This window comes from Pseudonocardia sp. GCM10023141, assembly GCF_042653605.1.
This window is the reverse complement of the sequence record NZ_JBHSIR010000030.1, coordinates 1-17,393: the sequence shown is the minus strand read 5'-3', so window position 1 is coordinate 17,393 and position 17,393 is coordinate 1. Positions and strand designations below refer to the sequence as shown.

Genomic DNA, 17,393 nt, shown 5'->3' with positions numbered 1-17,393 from the left:
CCTCAGCCGGTGGCGGCGTCGGACTCGGCGGCCTCAGCCGTGAGCGCCCGCCAGGCCAGCTCGGCAGCCTTCTGCTCGGCTTCCTTCTTCGTGCGCCCCTCACCCGAGCCGAGCGAGCGCCCGCGCACGACGGCGGTGGCCGTGAAGATCTTGAGGTGGTCGGGGCCGTCCTCGGTGATGCGGTACTCGGGCACGCCGAGCTCCAGCGACGCCGTGAGCTCCTGCAGGCTCGTCTTCCAGTCCAGCCCGGCGCCGAGCAGCGGCGCGCCGACCAGCAGGTCGTCGAACCAGCGGTGCACGAGACCGCGCGCGACCTCGAGTCCGCCCTGCAGGTACACCGCACCGATGAGCGCCTCGGTGGCATCGGCGAGGATGCTGACCTTGCTGCGCCCGCCCGTCATCTCCTCGCCGCGCCCCAGGTACAGGTACGCGCCGAGGCCGTCGTCGCCACCGAGGGTGACGGCGACGCTCGCGAGCGCATGCATGTTGACCACGCTCGCGCGCAGCTTCGCCAGCTGCCCCTCGGGAAGATCCGGGTGCTCGCGGTAGAGCCGCTCCGTGACGACCACCCCGAGCACGGAATCCCCGAGGAACTCCAGGCGCTCGTTGGTGGGCAGGCCACCGTTCTCGTACGCGTAGGACCGGTGGGTCAGCGCGAGAGTGAGCAGATCCTCCTCGATCTCGACGCCGAGGGACGCGAGAAGGGGCCCGCGGTCACCCACGGGCCCCTGTGGGCCACGCTCCGCCATGTCGCTCCGGCGATCAGGCCGGGCTGACGACCTGGCGGCCGTCGTAGGTACCGCAGGTGGGGCACGCCAGGTGCGGCGGCTTGGTGGCGCGGCAGGCGCGGTTCGAGCAAGCGACGAGAGTGGGAGCAGTGGCCTTCCACTGCGACCGCCGTGAGCGCGTGTTCGACCGCGACATCCGGCGCTTCGGGACAGCCACGGTAGATCTCCTAGAAAGTATCGGGTGTGCCGGCTGGGGATGATCAGCCGGCGGTGCTCGGTCTGCAGCGGTGCTCAGTCTGCAGAGAGCCGCTCGCGCAGAGCAGCCCATCGAGGGTCAAGTGTCTCATGCCCGTGGTCGGGCGCGAGGTCGGCCCACTTCTCGCCGCACTCGACGCACAATCCCGGACAATCCGGGCGGCACAGCGGGGCCATCGGCAGGTCGCCGATCAGCGCGTCGCGCACCGTCTGCTCGACGTCGAGGAAGTCGCCGACGACCCGCGGCAGCTCGTCCTCGTCGGTGGTGGCGTCGGTGGCGGTGTCGGGGTAGGCGAACAGCTCACCGACGTGCGCGGTGACCTCGTCGGTGACGGGGTCGAGGCAGCGCGCGCACTCGCCGACGACCGGGGCGTGTGCGGTGCCCGAGACGTAGACGCCCTCGGTGGCCGACTCGAGCCGGACGTCCAGCTCGACGTCGGAGCCCTCCGGCACGCCGATGGTCTCCAGACCGAGCCGTTCTGCGGGTGCCGGGATGGTGCGCTGGTAGCTGCGCATGGTGCCCGGGCGCCTGCCGAGCTCGCGGGTGTTGAAGACCCACGGGCTGGCGGGATTCGGATGACCGGGGAGGGGGTGGTGCGTACTCACCTGTCCAGAGTAGGCGCACCGGCAACCGGTCTTCGCCGAGCGGCCGGATCTGCCGTTGCGGCTCAGCCTGCGGCGAAGGTCACGGTCAGCCCGGCGGGCGCGGCGAACGGCCCCGCCGGGTGCACCAGCAGCCCGGTGCCGCCCGCGGCCAGCAGCCCGGTGACGCTGACGGTCCGCTCCCCCGGCGCCGCCGGTACCGCCACGGGAGCGCCCGCGGTGACCGGGACGGCCGTCGTCGCGTCGGTCCACGGCCCGGCCACCCGGCTCACCTGGACGGCACGGCCGACGTCCGTGGCTCCCGGCACGAACCGCAACGTTGCCGCCGTGACCGTGCAACCGGCCGGAACCGTGAACCGCAGCAGCACCCCGCCGCCCTCGGGCAGCACCCGGACCTGGGCCGGCGCGAGCTCGACCGGCGCGGTGGGGCAGGCCACGGGGGGTGGAGTCGTCGGCGCCGCCGTGGGTGCGGGGGTCGGGGTCGGTGTTGCTGGGGTCGGCGGCAGCGCGGTCGACGACAGCGGGGGCGGCGGCAGCGCGGTCGGCGTGGCTGCCGACGACGTGGCAACCGGGGACGTCGTTGCCGGGGACGTCGTCGGGGGCGGTGTCGTTGCCGGCGACGCGGTGGCCGGCAGCGATGTCGCCACCGCGGGCTCGGTGGGCACGGCGGATGGGGCGGGGGCATCAGGGGTCGGGCTCGGCGCCGGCTCCCCCGTGGGCTGAGCAGCAGCAGCGGGCGGGGTCGCAACGGACGGGGTCGCGGGAGGCGGGGTGCCTGGCGCGGCGGCGGGCGGGGCCGCCGCCAGCACCGACGCACCCCCCGGCGGCGAGGGGGCCGGAACAGGCGCGGGAACAGGGGCGGGAGCCGGAACGGGATCGGTGCGGGCCGGCACCGGGGTGGCCCCCGTCCGGTACGCCTCGGCCCACGCGACGACGTCGGCGCCGTAGGCGGCCGACTGGTTGTAGCGGTACAGCGCGGCGGTCAACGCGGCCGGATCGCGCAGGTCACCGCCGCCCTGGCAGAGGTAGCGCCCGGCGGCCAGCGTGGCGTCGTAGACGTTGTTGGGGTCGGCGACGCCGTCGCCGTTGCCGTCGGCGCCCACTGCGCGCCAGGTGCCGGGCAGGAACTGCATCGGGCCGGTCGCGCGGTCGAACGCGGCGTCGCCGTCCATGGCGCCGCCGTCGCTGTCGGTGATGACGGCCGTGCCGGGCAGCGAGCCGTCCAGGCGCGGGCCGAGGATCCGGCCGAGCGTGGTGCCCTTCGCGTCGACGCGACCCGACGCGGCGTGGCCGGACTCGATGCGCCCGATCCCGGCGAGGACCGACCAGTCCAGGTGGCAGCCGGCGGCGGAGACGGCGAGGAGGTCGGCGGCGTGCCGGTAGGCGTCGAGCACCGGCCCGGGGATGCCGTGGAGCCCGGCGGGGATCGCCGCGCGCACGCGATCGACCTGCTCGGGCGTGAGCGGGGCCGCCGGAGCGGTCGCGGCGGGCGGGGTGGGCGCGTCGGAGGTGAGGGCGGCGCGCAGCACCGACCCGGCCACGACGGCGGCGAAGGGCGGGCCGGTCGGCAACCGCCCGCTGCTCGCCGGGATCGACGACCACGGCTGCTCGGCGACGGCGGCGCTGCTCTGCGGGATCGTGCAGACGGCAGCGAGCACCGCGGCACCCACCACCGCTGCTCCGAACCGCGCCCGCCGCACGGCATCGAGCCTGCATGCTCGGCGTCCGGTCCGCCAGGGGTTGCCGGGCGGAGGCTCAGCTGTTAGGGACCACCTGCAGCGTCGCTGTGCCGTTGACGATGCTGATCACGGAGATCGTGTAGGGCCCGGTGCTGACCGTGGAGTTCACGGTGATCGTGGCGTTGACGCCGTTGACGGTGAACGACACGGAGTTCTCGGCGATCTGCCCCACGGCGATCAGCGGGCCGCTGCGGCACGAGAACGACGTGGCCCCGTTGGACGTGACCGCACGCCCGCCACCACCCGAAATGGTGACGTTGCCGCGGCCGAGCGTGACCTTGCAGCCACCGGAGGCGGGCACGCTCGAGCCGGTGCTCGGCGGCGACGAGGTGACGGGCGGCACCCCCGGATCGGACGTGATCGTGCCCGTCGACGCGGTGGGCACCCCGGCGACGGAGGTGCTGCAGCCGCCGAGCAGCAGCGTGGAGACCAGCAGCGCCGACGCCGCGAGGACGGCGTGGAGGGCCGGGCGCGGAAGCGATGTGGAGGGGCTCACACCGGTGATGCTGCCGTCTCGCCGCGTGCCACCTGCGGGCACCCCCTCCTTCAGGTGGGCAGCAGCGCTCCGGCGCGCTTGACCGTGCGGATCACCGGAGCCGTCTCCAGCGTCCGCACGGCGTCGAACGGAGCAACCCGCTCGGTCAGGTAGCGGTACAGGTCCCGGGTGTCGCGGCACTGCACCGCCGCCGTCAGGTTGGTGACACCGGTGGTCGCCGCCACGAACGCGACCTCGGGGTGGGTCGCGAGCGCCTCGCCGACGGCCACCTGCGCCGAGGGCTGCACGGTCATCCACAGCCGCGCCTGCGCGGCGAACCCGAGCGACTCCGCAGCGATGTCGAGCTGCAGGGAGAGCACCCCGCTGTGGCGCAGGTGCTCGACGCGCCTGCGGACGGTCGAGACCGAGGAACCCGCCGCGGTCGCCAGCTCCGCGTAGGTCGTGCGGCCGTCGCGGGCCAGCGCGTCGAGCAGTGCCGCGTCGCCGGGATCGAGCGCGAGCGGCGTGTCGTCGGAATCGACCGGCGGCGGTCGCAGCGCCGCGGCCTGGTCGTCGTCCAGGCTCGCGAGCCCGCGCCACGTGGTCGGGATCCCGTAGCCGGCGAGCAGCGCGTGCGCCGACATCGCCAGCACGCGGTGGGTGCGGGGCAGCTTGGCCAGCAGCAGGTCGTCGCGGTCGGCGGTGGAGCGGACCTGCGTGGTGCAGAGCACCTCGGTGCCGCCGGAGACGAGGTAGATCCACGACGTGTCGTCGCGCCGCGCCAGCGCTGCGGCGATCGCGCCGGCAGCATCGGGGGTGGCCTGCAGCCGCAGCAGCCAGGACGTGTAACCGAGCCGGCTCCCGTTCACCGCCCCGACGACGCGCAGCACGCCGGCCCCGCGCAGCCGCCGGTAGCGCCGGGCAACGGTGTTCTCGGAGACGCCGAGCACCGCCGCGACCGTACGCAGCGGGGCGCGGCCGTCGAGCTGCAGGGCGTGGACGAGCTTCCGGTCGACGTCGTCCAGGATGACGGATTCCACGATGGAGACGGTAGCGGCTGACGGTTCCGGTCATGATCGTCGCCGTGGCATCCGGCTCCTGCCACCCGCGGCTCAGCATCCGACCATGCAACTACGCAGGTGGATGCCGCTGCTGGCGGTGTGTCTCGGGTCGTTCCTGTTCGTCGTCGACACCACGGTGGTGACGGTCGCGCTGCCCGCGATCGGCGCCGACCTCGCCGCGCCGCTGGTGGACCTGGAGTGGGTGGCCACCGGCTACCCGCTCGTGCTGGCCGTGCTCATGCTGGCCGCGGGTGCGGTCGCCGACCGGCTCGGCCTGCGCCGCGCGCTGCTCGCCGGGCTCGGCGCGTTCGCGGCGGCCTCGCTCGGGTGCGCGCTGGCCCCCGGCCTCGGCTGGCTCGTCGCGGCGCGGGCCGCGCAGGGCATCGGTGGCGCGGCGCTCGCCGTCACCGGTTTCGCGCTGCTCGCCACGACCTACGCCGGCCGGGAGCGCGGCACCGCGTTCGGGGTCTTCTTCGCCGTCAACGCGCTCGGCGGCGCGGCCGGTCCGCTGCTGGGCGGGCTGCTGACCGCGACGCTCGGCTGGCGCTCGATCTTCCTGCTCAACCTGCCGGTGGCCGCCGCGGCGGCCGTGCTGACCGCCGTCGCGTTCCAGCGGAGCGTCCGGCGGGCGGGACGCGTCGACGTCGCGGGCACCGCCGCGTTCGCGACGGCGGCGGCCGCACTGACGATCGGGCTGACGCGCATCGCCGACCACGGCCTCGACGTCGCTGCGGTGGTCGGGCTGGGCGTCGCGGCGGTCGCCGCCGTCGCGTTCCTGCGCATCGAGGCCCGCCGCCCGGACGGGCTGCTCGACGTCGCCCTCCTGCGGCAGCTGCCGTTCGCCACGGCGCTGACCGGCGCGGGCGTGTGGTCGGTCGCGTTCGCGGCGCTGGTGTACACGTCGGTGTGGCTGCAGGGCACGCTCGGGCTGGACCCGCTCGCGGCCGGGGTGGCGCTGCTGCCGCTGGCCGCGGCCACGGCGATCGCCTCGATGCTGTCCGGGCGGCTGCTGCACGGCGTCGCACCGCGGATCCCGCTCGGGGTCGGGCTGCTGCTCAGCGGGATCGGGTGCGCCCTGCAGGGCGCGTCGGCCCAGCCCGACCCGTGGTCGATCGCGCCGGGGCTGCTCGTCACCGGGCTGGGGATCGGGATCGCCGGGCCGGCGATCGCCGGGGCCGTGATGGCCACCGTCATCCCGGAACAGGCCGGCCGGGTCAGCGGCCTCATGACCACGGTGCGCCAGCTCGGGCAGACCCTCGGCGTCGCCGCGCTCGGGATCGTGTTCGCCGGCGCCGCCCCCGGCACCGGCCTGGGACGTGTCGGCGCGGTGGCCGCCGGGCTGGCCCTGCTGGCCGGAACGCTGGCGCTGCTGGTCCGACCGGCCCGCGCCAGCTCGCTCGATCAGGCACCGCGCCGGTGACCGGGACGGTGCTCGGCGGCGTCGAAGGTGATCCCGTGGCGGTGGAACGCCGCGCGGCCCAGCTCGAGCGCCGCGATGCTCTCAGCCTCGGAGTTGTCCCAGTGGTAGTGGCCGCTGTCGAGGTTGATGTGCTCGCCGGAGCCGCCGGTGCGGAACCAGGCCTCCCCGGCGGCGAGCACGTCCTGCCCGTCGGCGACGACCGAGTGGACGACGAGCAGGTCGTACCGGCGCCCGGTCGGGCTGCTGATCCAGAGCGAGCCGTCGGCGCGCAGCGCCCACAGGACGTGGGCGCCCCCCGCGGTCAGGGCGCGGGCCGCGGTGCCGCCGACCGGCGCCGGCGGCGCCGAGTGCAGCACGAGATCGGCGAGCTCCGCGCCGAGTGCGGCGGGCATCCCGTTGGCGTAGCGCGGCGCGGCCGCCAGCCGCTGCGCCCAACCCCGGTCGACCGGGGCCGGACCGGGCCGCGCGACCCCGAGCCCGGCCAGCACCGCCTCGACGGCCGCGGCAGGTGTCGCGAGCAACACCACCTCCCCCGCGCCCCGCATTCGGCCGCCCGGTCGCAGCAGCCCCACCAGGTGCTCGACGGTGACTCCCCGATCATCACGGCGCCGGGTGATCAACACGCCACCGGTGTGCACCGGTTCCGGCCAGCCGTGCCCGACCACCTCCAGAACCTCCGCGCCGGCATCGGTGAGCAGCCCGCCGGTGATCACCGCCTGGCCGTGCAGGTCGAGCGCCGCGACGGCGTCCGCGTAGCGCACGTCGACGCGACCGGCCGGACGGCCCATCACGACAACCGGCCCGGTCACCGGGCCGGACCCGGTCGGCTCCGGGAACAGCGGGCCGAGCCGCGGGTCCTCGATCCGCAGCACGCGCAGGCCGGGGCGCGCAGTCCGGCGCGAGTGGGGCAGCACCTCGGTGCCCGGGACGCTCCAGGCGCTGCCGCCCACCGCGAGCTGGACGTCGACGACCTCGTGGCGGCGCCCCCATCCCCAGCGTCGCCGCGGGCGCTCCGGCTCCGGCACGACGACGTGACCGACGCCGCCGTCGACCCACCAGAGCACCCCCACGGTGGTCTCGCCGAACGCGCTGCCCGGCTCGCTCACCCGCACCAGGCGGCTCAGCGCGGCCGGCGGGTGGCGGCCCAGTTCGAGCCCCTGCCACACACGATGACCGGCCTCGTCGAGAACGGGCACGAGTCGCCCGTCGAACCGGTCGGTGCCGACCACCCCGGCCAGTGCGGCCAGGTCCGGCAGCGGAGCGGCACCGGCGACGTCGGCCTCCGACCGGCCAGGGTGGCGGGTGTGGACGAGCTCGTGGGTGAACAGCGCCCGGCGCGCCGCGGCGTCGAGCGCGCCCGCCCGCAGCGCTGCCAGCACGGCGGAGTCGAGGTGGAGCCAGCCGTCGGCAGCCGCCCAGACGACCAGCCGGGCGCCGGAGCCCGCCAGTGCCCGCCGCGTCGCGAAGCCGTCGACGGCCCGGATCCCCCGCGCGTGGTGCGCGCGGAAGGTCGCCGCATCGAGCCCGCCGGTGAGTACCGCGACCTCCGGGTCGCTCGCCGGCAGCTCCTCCGCCACCGGGGCCGTCGCGGCGATCTGGGCGGTGATGGCCCGCTCACGCCCGCTCAGCTCCCCGCCACCGAGCAGCGACGGTCCCCCGCCCGGTCCACGGCGCAGCAGCCGCGCGGCCCACCGGCGCGCGGCGACCACCCAGGCAGGCGGACCGCGCACCCGGACCCACCGGGTCACCGCCACGGTGGCCGCCACCGCCGCGGCGCTGGCGAGCACCCCGGTCCCGGGACCGCTGCGGGCTGCGGTCACGATCGCGACGGCCGCCGGCCGGCCCGCGGCTGCCGCTGCGGCGAGCCCTGCGACCAGCGCAGCGGGCACCAGCACGGCGAGCGTGCGGCCCAACCCGGCGATCCGGCCCCGCCCGTAGCGGACCAGGCGCACGGCCAGCACCAGCGTGATACCGCCCGCCGCGGCGATCAGCAGGGAGACGCCGTCCCAGCCGGCGGGCAGCGGGGTGCTGCCGGCCCACACCGCCGTCGCCGCCCCGCTGCCCATGGCGAACTGGCCGATCGCCTTGATCGTGTTCGCGGCGCCCTTCGCCTGTGCCTTCTCGGTCGCGGTGAGGTCGGCCCGGCCGTCGATGATCGCGTCGACGCCCAGGATCATCCCGGTGGACCCGGCCTCGCCCAGGTAGGCGGCGGCGAGGATGCCCAGCGCCGGGTTCCCGGTGAGGTGCTGCGACACCACCACCGCCACCGCGCCGAGCGCCATCAGGGCGCCCATGCCGAGCACGAACGCGGCCGGTCGCCGCTGCAGCAGCCCGGCGACGGGCACCGCTGCCCCACCCCGTCGGGCCGCGACGACCTCGGGGACCGCCAGCAGCACCGCCACCACGACACCGCCCGCGACGAAGCCGAAGCTCGCCGCCGACGGCACCCACTCGGCGGCCGGCCCGAGCTGCGCGATCGCGCTGCGCCACATCGCGTCGAACGCGCCGATCGTGGCCGCGGTGAACCCGTAGAGCAGCGCCACGGCCCGGATGAAGCGGTGGCGCAGCGCCCGGAACGGCCCGAGCATCAGGTCGGTGATCGAGTCGGGGACCTCCCGGTCCCAGCGGGTGGCCGGCGTCGTCAACCACAGTGCCGCTGCGACGAGCGCGACCAGTCCCGCCGACACCGCCGCCGCCACCGGCAGCCCGATGTGCAGCAGCAGCGGTTGCAGTGTCAGCATGCCCGACAGGGTCAGCACCAGTCCGAGCACGGCGAACCCGATGACGCCCTCCAACAGCACCACCGGGGTGCCCTGCGCCCGCCGGTACGCGGTGGTCCGCGCCACCCAGCCGCCGAACAGCGACAGGAGCGTCAGGTTCGCGCTGCCCGCGAGGCCCATCACGGCGGCAGCGAGGTAGTAGCCCGGCGTCCAGCCGCCGGCAGCGGCGAACAGCAGGTACCCCGCGCCGGACGCCAGCAGCATCGCGACCGTCATCCCGCGGTGCGACAGCTTCGTCCACCACGGCGCGATGGCGATCATCCCCACCACCTGCGCCCCGAGCGCGACGACGAACAGCACGCCCTCGCCGATGCCCGACACCGCACCGGCCAGGATCGTCATCGAGTACATGCCGAACAGCAGCAGCCCCACCCCGAGCGTCGTCGCCACCCCGTGCGCGACGCGCAGGCTGCGGCTCGTCCCGCCGCGCCATCCCGCGTTCCGGCCGGCACCGGCCGCGATGGCGATGTGGTGGTCCAGCTCCGCCAGCAGCTCCTCGGCGCGGGCGAGCCCGGCGGGTCCCGTCGCTTCGCCGGTGTGGATCCCCGACAGCGCGGACACCAGCCCGTCGCGCAGCACGACCTGCTCGGGCACCCACCGGTCCGCCGGGATCGCCGCGATCCGCGTCGTGCGCTGCGTGATGGCGCTCAGCAGCTCGGCCGCGTCGCGCACCGGCGGTGCCCGCGCAGCCCGGTCACCACGGCCCGGCCGCAACTGCCGGATCCGCTCGACGGCGGCGCGGACGCCCCGCGCCAGGCGACCTCCGGAGCGGGGTTCGAACGTCGCGAGCGCGGCGAGCAACCGGGCCCGTTCGGTGTCGGTCAGCTCCACCGACGCGCGCCGCGCGGCACCCATCCGGTGGCGCCGGTCGGCCAGGAGCCGCGGGCGCCAGGTCCCCGGCAGGAACAGGGCCCGCACGGATCCGACGTCGTTGAGCCCGCTCCCGGTCAGTGCGGTTGCGATCGTGGCCGTCTCCGCGGCATCGGCACCGACCCGCGCCAACGCCGTGCGCAGCTCGTCGATGGTGCCGGTGCGCAGCGTCCCGATCAGGCGCGCCACCAGTACCGGGAGCAGTACGACCGGGACGGCCAGCAGGGCCAGCCGCAGGTCGGCCGCCGCCACGAGCGCGGCGGGATCGCCACCGGCCCGGACCTGGGCCGTGACCAGCGTCGAGTAGGCGCCGAGCACCGCGGCCGAGACAGCGCCGCCGAGCGCGAGGCTGCCGGCCTTTGCCGTGTTGTTCAGCGACGCGCCGGTCGCGCCCTCCATCCACCGGTTGGTGGGCATCCGTGCCCACGCCGTCAACACCGCGCCGAGGGTGAACAGCACCCCGAACGGCACCAGCCCGGGCGCGAGCAGCAGCCAGAGCACGGGCCCGGCCAGTGACGTGGCCAGCAGCGTGACGGCGAGCAGCACCCTGGCCTCGCTCAGCGTCCCGAGCGGCGCCGAGCGGTTGCCCAGTGCCCGGCGCAGCGCTCCCGGGCGACCCAGCAGCTCCTTGAACCGCTCCCACCCGGCGCCGACGAGCACCGACGCGACGCCGCGAACCGTCACCAGGACGCTGACGGCGGTGGCCGTGGAGGCGAACACGGCGTGGGTCGGGTCGTTGACCACGACCATCTGATCGACCATCGCGCCGCCGAGCGCGGTCGCGTAGAGGCCGGTCAGCGCCGTGAGCAGCGGGATGGACAGCACCCAGCGCAGCAGGCCGCGCGGCGTGCCGAAGGCCTGCTGCAGGTTGCCGCGCACGGCCGCACCGACCGACGGCGGCGCGCGCGGCCGGGCGTCGGGGCTCTCGCCGCGCAGCACGACCCACACGGCGACGGTCAGCGCGGCGGCGACCAGCGCCAGCGCCACCATCGTGACCGGTACACCGACGACGGCGGTGCCCTGCGAGATCGCGAGCGGGAACACGAACTGGGCCACCTTGAACGACGTCTCGTAGCTCGTGTCGCGGGAGTCCTTCAGCTCCACCGCCACGGGGTGGTAGCGGTCCATCCGCCCGCGGACGAGCCCACCCGCCACGCCCATGACACCGACGGTCAGCACGCCCGGCAGGAACAGCGCGGGCACCGGCAGCAGTCCGATCACCAGCAACGCCGCCGACCCCGCCGCACCCAGCGCCATGATCGCGACCATGTTGCGGATCAACCGGTCGCCGAGCAGCGCCGCCGTGAGCCCGGCACCGGCCGCGACGCTCGTCCCGACCGCGCCCTGCTGCGTCACCCACGACACGGGCTTGCCGTAGGCCGCGGCGAACTCGGTGCCCGCGATCATCTGGGCACCGGCGGCCTGCCCGGGGAACGCGCCCATCAGCCCGGCCAGCGCCGGCAGGAACCGCGTGGGCCCGAGGATGGCCACGTCGCGCCGCCGCGCGGTCTCCCGGCGGGTGAACCCTGCGACGGCGGCCGCGTTCGACGCCGTGACGGCCGCTGCCCGCTCCACCGCCTGCGCCGCGGCGACGGCCGCCGCTGCCGTCCGGACCTGCTCGGCCAGCACCTCCGCGAGGCGCTCTGGGGCCGCTCCCCGCAGCTCCGCCGGAAGGCCGTCGACCAGCCGCCGGTGGGCGCGCGCGATGAGCACCCCCCGCAGCCGAGCGATCGGCAGCGCCCCTGGTGCGGCGACCACAAACGTCCACCGGGTCCCTCGCGCGCCCAGGCGGCCCCTCGCGGCGTTGCCGCCCTGGCGAATACCCCGGTATGAGCTGCGGGCGGCGCCTTGCGAGGAACCGCCTGGATCACGCGATGAACCCGGCAACGTTCGCGGCCACCGCACCAGCCGCCGCCACACCGGACCCCCGCGCACCTCCTCCAGCCGGGCCGCTGCCGCGGCGCGCGCGAGCGCCGCCGCGGGGAGCTGCCCCGCCCGGTTCGCCTGGCGGCGCATGTCGCGCAGGTGCGCCGCGGCGTCGTCGACGGCCCGCGCCGCGGCCCGGACCGGGTCGAACAGCCGTGCCAGCTCCGCCGCGCGCCCGCGCACCCGCAGCGGCAGCCGGGACCAGCGGCCCGGCCGGGCGGTGCGGGCGTCCCAGACGGCCTCCCGCACCACCGCGACGACGGCCGCGGCGAGGTCGGCCGCCGAATCCTGCGGCCCGCCACCGAGCATCGCGTGCAGGTTGCGGCCCATCCCGACGAGCAGCTGCGGCGGGGCCGCCGCCAGCAGCGCGGCGAGCTCGCCGTCCGGGACGAGCACGCGACCCCGCGCCGTGCGCTCGATCCGCAGCAGGCCCGTACCGACGAGGTCGGCGACGAGCCGGCCGACCGCGGTGCGATCCGGCAACCCGGCCAGGTAGGCCGCCAGTGCCGCGAGCTCGGCGGGCTCCCCGGAGTTCTGGGCGCGAGCCCGCAGGCGGCCCACGACCGCCCGAACCTCGGCCCCCCGGCCCCGTGCCCGCGCGAGCGCACCGATCGCCGTCCGCGCACCGTCACGGGCCTCGTCGATCCGGATCAGCCCGGCCGCCACCAGCGCCTCGACCAGCGCGTCCCGGCCGGCCGGGCGCTCCCGCAGGCCGAGCAGCGTGACCGCCACGAGCGCCGCATCGGCGTCCTCCCCGCCGGCCTGCCCGAGCACCCGCAGGTCGGCACCGGTGCCCGGTGTGACGGCGAGCCTGCCCAGCACCCACTGCAGGAGCACCTCGAGGTCGCGCACCGGGTCGGGCGGCCCCGCGGCGGGGATCCGCTCCCAGCCGTCGGTCCGACGGTCGAACGCCCGGTGCCGCTTGCTCACGCGCCACCACCGCAGCAGCACGAGCGCGCCGACCGCGCCGCCCAGCCGGCCGGTCCAACCGATCCACCGCGGGTCGCCGCCGTCATGACCGGATGGCGCCGGTGGTGCCACCACGACCGGCGGGGCCTGCGGCTGCTCCGGGGCCACGACCACCGGCGGCGTGTGCGGCTCCACCTCCGGCGGCGCCACGGTCGCCGGGGCGCGGACGGGCACGTTCAGGTGCTCGCCGGTGAAGATCAGGTCCCAGGTGCGCGCGTCGCCGAACCGCCCCGGGTTGGCCCGCACGATCGCGACGACGGAGGTGTCGTGCTCGGCCGCGATGGCCGTCAGCGTGTCGTTGCGGTGCACCACGACGTCGGCGGTGGTCGAGGTGCCGGGATCCGCCGCAGCGGCCGGGGCGACCGTCAGCAGGATCCCCACCGCGATCGCGGCGACGGCCACGATGCGGGCGACGGTCACGCGCAGCCGCTGCAGCGGCGGGGCCCGGGCGCCGTCGGGTGTGCCGGTCCGCGACGCGAACCAGCGCGCCACCGCGGCGACACCGCGGACGGCCACGGCCGCGCCGGCCACCAGCACCGCCGCCGTGACGCCCAGCTGCGCGGCGGTCTCGAGCATCCCCGGTGCCACCGACGGGCCACCGGATGCCGTCGCCGCGGCAGCGGGCCGGGCCGACGCCACCAGCGCGGCCAGCACGAGTCCCGACCCCGCGAGGCCTGCGATGATCATCGCCCCCGGGCCGCCGCCACGGTGACGGCCCGGGCGTCGCGGTGCGGCCGCGGCGTCGAGCGCTTCGAGCGCCTCGAACACCGCGTCGGTGCGGGCGGCCAGCAGGCGGAACCGCTCCGTCGCCGGCGCCGAGACCAACCGGTCACGCACGAACCCGACGAACTGGTAGGTGTCGCCGTCGATCGTCGCGGCGACCCCGGCCGGGTCGTCGGGCAGCTCCGCGGTCAGCTCCGCGACGAGCGCCTCGACCGTGTCGAGGTGTCCGGTGATCTCCGCGACCGCCCGCTCCTCGTCCCCGGGCTCCGCGAACGGGCGCCTCTCGTAGATCGCCGGGACGGGCCGGGCCGCGCCGGTGGTGATCCGCGCACCGAACCGGCTCTGCAGCGCCGGGCCCGGACCCAGCAGCCGCCCGGCCCGGCTGATCGCGACGGTCAGGACCACCCGACCGGCCGCGTCGAACGCGGGCCCGCCGGACGCGCCGCCGCCGACCATCGCGATCGTGTCGACCAGGCCCCTGCGGGTGTTGAGGACGAACGCGGCGGTCACCAGGTAGGTCCCGCTCGGGAAGCCGACGACCGTCAGCACGTCCCCGCTCGCCACCGGCTCCGCGCGCACCGCGGCCGCCGGGCGCGGCAGCCCCCACACGGCGAACTCCGCGACGTCGAGCGTCGGCGCCGACCCCGAGTCCAGCCCGAACGACAGGAAGCCGCGGCCCGCCGCCGCGGTCTCGGCCAGGTCACCGTAGGCGTCGACCGGCAGCGAGCGCACCTCCGTGACGGGGCGCCCGTCCACCGTCGTGCGGCCGTCGATCAGCTCGGCGACGTGGTAGGCCGTGCGCACGCGGGCCGGCGTCGTCGCAGTGGCCGCCGCCACCACGACGCCGCTGCCGATGATCTGGCCGGTGCGGTCCCGGATGGCCACGACACTGGCCTGGGCCGCCGTGAACAGGGCGTCGTCGGCGACGAGCGACGGCGGCGCGCCCTCGGAGACAGGGTGCAGCGCGGTCAGCAGGTACCGGCCGGGCGCGGTCTGCTGCAGCACCAGCTCCACGTCACGGGTGACCTGCCCGTCGGCCCAGATCAGGGTGGCGATCGGTGCGTCGAACCGGACGCGGATCACGCGCACCGCTGCGGAGCCGTCGGAGCGGATCGGCGTGCGCGCCAGCGCGGCGGCCACCAGCCCGAGCAGCGCCTCGCCGCGGAGCGGCTCGTCGAGCCAGCGCGCAGCACCCTCGGCCAGCTGGCCCAGCGCCACCGCCGGCGACGCCAGTAACGGGGTGCCGTCGGCGCTGAGCTGCTCGCCCGACAGCACGACGGTGCCGAATGCCGTCGCCAGCTCCCACGCCGGCCCGCCCGTTCCGCCGGTCCGCGGTGCGAAGCCGGCCCAGGCCGCGCTGCGCCGGTGGGCCACCTGCGCCGCGGTGAGGTCGACGCCCCAGGCGCGCGCCGCGTCCAGCCGCTGGACGAGCTCGGCGCCGACGGGGCCGGGGCCGCCCGCGCCGGGCGGGGCGCGGCCGAGGACGGCCCAGTCAGGGGCGCTGGTGAACAGGCCGGTCCACCAGTCGGCGCGCAGCCGTCCCGCATCGAGGTGCGCGTGGATCTCGGCCAGTACCGCCGCGGTCAGCACCACCCCGCGCCCGTGCCACCGGAACGCCACCCGGTCGGCGAGCACCGGATCCATCTCGGCCGCCGGGTCGTCGAGCACCCACACCGGCACCCCCGCGACGGCGGCGGGCTCGAACAGATCGATCGGGGCGTACGGCGTGAGGCGGCCCTGTGCCTCCGCGGCGACCAGCAGCTGTTCGAGGGCGTCGCCCTGCGCGAGCCGCGCCTCGAACGCGCTGATCAACGCATCGGCGTGGGCGGCGTGGGCTGCCTCGTCGTGCGGGGCGCCGAGGTGGAAGTCGCGCTCGTGCGCGATGACCGCTCCGAGCATCCCGGTGCGTTCGAGGTCGGCGAGCCGTTCGGCCGGCACCACGATCACCCCGCGGCCGGTGCGGGCGTCGCGCCAGGCGAAGGCGTAGAAGCGGTCCGCGATGTCGGCGGCCCGCGCCGGCTCGACGCCGTGGCGCCTCAGCCCGGCGACCAGGCGCTCACGGGTGATCGTGCCCAGTTGCTCGTCGGGACCCAGCTGCTCGTCGGTGAGCGGTGGGCCGTGGTTGTGGACGGGCTGCCCGCTCCACCGCGCGATGTCGTCCGCCGCCGCCAGCACCGCCCCGACCAGCGCCGACTCCTCGGGGGTGAAGTCCTTCCCGAGCGGCCCGCCACCGACCGCCGGCTGCGTGGTGAGCGCTGTGAGCCGCGCCTCGTTCTCGGCGATCGCAGCCTCGACGGCCGCGCGGCGCCGGTCCAGCCGCCCGATCCGCTGCCAGAGCGCCGCGGCGGCCGGTTGCGTCATGGGATCGGCCCGGTCCGCCAGCACGGCGTCGAACTCGGCGTGCAACCGGCGCCGCCGCTCGGCGAGCACCGCCGCTGCCGGCCGCTGGCGCGCCAGCTCGGCCCGGATGTCCGACGTCGCCCGCGCCACGAACCGCGCGCGGTAGCGGTCACCGCGAGCCGTCCACCGGCCGCCGCGTCGTGCCGCCGCGCGCCGCAACGGGCCGGGGAGCAACCGGCCGGTCCACCGCACCGCGGCGCGCACCACGTTGCTCGGCCCCTCCAGGAGGCTGAAAGTGCGCTTGCGGCCGCCGCGGGCGATCACGAGCTCGCGCATCGACATCCGCAGCTCGAACAGGTTCCACGTCACCCCGGGGAGCCCGACACCGAACCCGAGCTGCCACACCGTGAAGAAGCGCAGGAGGTTCGTCGTCGAGAGCGCGATGTCGTGGGAGCGCACCCAGTTCACGAGCCGCCGCCACGGCCGCATCCCGGCGACCTTCGGTGACGTCAGCCCGGTGATCGCCTGCTTGCCGCCGAGCTGGTAGCCCTGCCCGAACAGGTCGATCCGGATCGACCCGAGCACGACGAACGAGAAGCTGCCGCGCGCCACCGGCAGCACCCCGGCCGGCCACTGGCTCGGGTCGGTGATCGCGGTGAACGTCCCCGTCGACTCGACGACCGGGCCCAGCAACAACACGATGCTGCTGCGGAACGAGGCGTCCACCACGGCGTGCAGCACCGCGGGCAGCGGCAGCGGCACGGCCGGTGTCGACGCCAGCTCGATGGTGACGGCGGCCGCGCCCGCCCACTCGACGAGCCGGCCGGGGTTGCGGTTGCGCCGGCTCGTCACCTTGCCGTGCGGGAACACCTGCACGTACGACGTGATCGCCGCGGCCGCGGCGGGTCCGACCACCAGCGTCAGCACCCACAGCAGCACCATCTGCAGGACCGGCAGGTAGAACCGGACCTCGAACAGGACGCGCACCGTCCAGGAGCGGACCTCGCGCAGCAGCGCACCCGGGAACCGGACGGTCCGGGCGAGCCCGGACCGCACGCCGCGCGGCAGGCGCTGCCACCGGGTCACGGCGGCGTCGGCGGCCGTCGCGATGCCCGGGGCCCGGATCGCGATCACCATCGCCGCGGCCGCGGCCGCACGCTGCAGGCGGGAAATGCGCGGTGACGACGGCGGGCCGCGCGGCTGCGCCGGTGACCCGGCACGGTTCGCGACCACCGCCGCGGCGGCGACCGCGGTGCCGGTGGCGGCGATCGCCACCGCGACCGGACCGCCACCGGTCACGGCCCAGGCACCGCTCGCGAGCGCGGTCACCGTCGCGGCGACCCCCACCCGCAGGCGCGCCGACCAGGTCCGGACCAGGCGCGCCAGCCGCTTCGCGGCGGCGACCACCACGACCACCCCGGCGATCCCCGCGACGGCGACCAGCACGACCGTGGGCACCAGCGCGCCGGGAACCAGCGCGCCGGGATCGGCGGGCGGGAGCGAT

The 17,393-nt window shown here is 76.4% G+C and carries 8 protein-coding genes; 1 reads left to right on the top strand and 7 read right to left on the bottom strand.

Annotated elements, in window-relative coordinates; genetic code table 11:
- Positions 1 to 2 precede the first annotated feature (2 nt).
- The 6 genes from rnc to ACFPFQ_RS17835 form a co-directional block, all read right to left on the bottom strand.
- Positions 3 to 749 carry a ribonuclease III gene (rnc, locus tag ACFPFQ_RS17860; protein WP_379620153.1) on the bottom strand — a complete coding sequence of 249 codons (747 nt, stop codon included), beginning with the start codon at positions 747 to 749 and terminating at the stop codon, positions 3 to 5.
- Between the two features lie 13 nt (positions 750 to 762).
- Positions 763 to 945, bottom strand: a complete 183-nt coding sequence (rpmF, locus tag ACFPFQ_RS17855) for a 50S ribosomal protein L32 (RefSeq protein ID WP_379620151.1) — start codon at positions 943 to 945, stop codon at positions 763 to 765.
- Between the two features lie 74 nt (positions 946 to 1,019).
- On the bottom strand, positions 1,020 to 1,589 hold the full coding sequence (locus tag ACFPFQ_RS17850) for a YceD family protein (RefSeq protein ID WP_379620149.1): 570 nt from the start codon (positions 1,587 to 1,589) through the stop codon (positions 1,020 to 1,022).
- Positions 1,590 to 1,651: 62 nt separating this feature from the next.
- On the bottom strand, positions 1,652 to 3,286 hold the full coding sequence (locus ACFPFQ_RS17845) for a lytic transglycosylase domain-containing protein (RefSeq protein WP_379620147.1): 1,635 nt from the start codon (positions 3,284 to 3,286) through the stop codon (positions 1,652 to 1,654).
- A 55-nt stretch (positions 3,287 to 3,341) separates the two neighbouring features.
- Complete coding sequence (locus tag ACFPFQ_RS17840; protein WP_379620145.1) at positions 3,342 to 3,821, bottom strand: hypothetical protein; 480 nt, start codon at positions 3,819 to 3,821, stop codon at positions 3,342 to 3,344.
- A gap of 50 nt (positions 3,822 to 3,871) precedes the next feature.
- The gene (locus tag ACFPFQ_RS17835) at positions 3,872 to 4,840 is read right to left on the bottom strand and encodes an Lrp/AsnC family transcriptional regulator (protein ID WP_379620143.1); all 969 of its coding nucleotides are present in this window, start codon (positions 4,838 to 4,840) and stop codon (positions 3,872 to 3,874) included.
- A gap of 85 nt (positions 4,841 to 4,925) precedes the next feature.
- On the opposite strand from ACFPFQ_RS17835, the gene ACFPFQ_RS17830 reads away from it, so the two are divergent.
- A complete protein-coding gene (locus ACFPFQ_RS17830; protein WP_379620141.1) occupies positions 4,926 to 6,281 on the top strand; it encodes an MFS transporter in 1,356 nt (451 codons plus the stop codon).
- Here the strand turns inward: ACFPFQ_RS17830 and ACFPFQ_RS17825 are convergent.
- Complete coding sequence (locus ACFPFQ_RS17825; protein ID WP_379620139.1) at positions 6,263 to 17,347, bottom strand: hypothetical protein; 11,085 nt, start codon at positions 17,345 to 17,347, stop codon at positions 6,263 to 6,265. The genes ACFPFQ_RS17830 and ACFPFQ_RS17825 overlap by 19 nt on opposite strands.
- Positions 17,348 to 17,393: the final 46 nt, after the last annotated feature.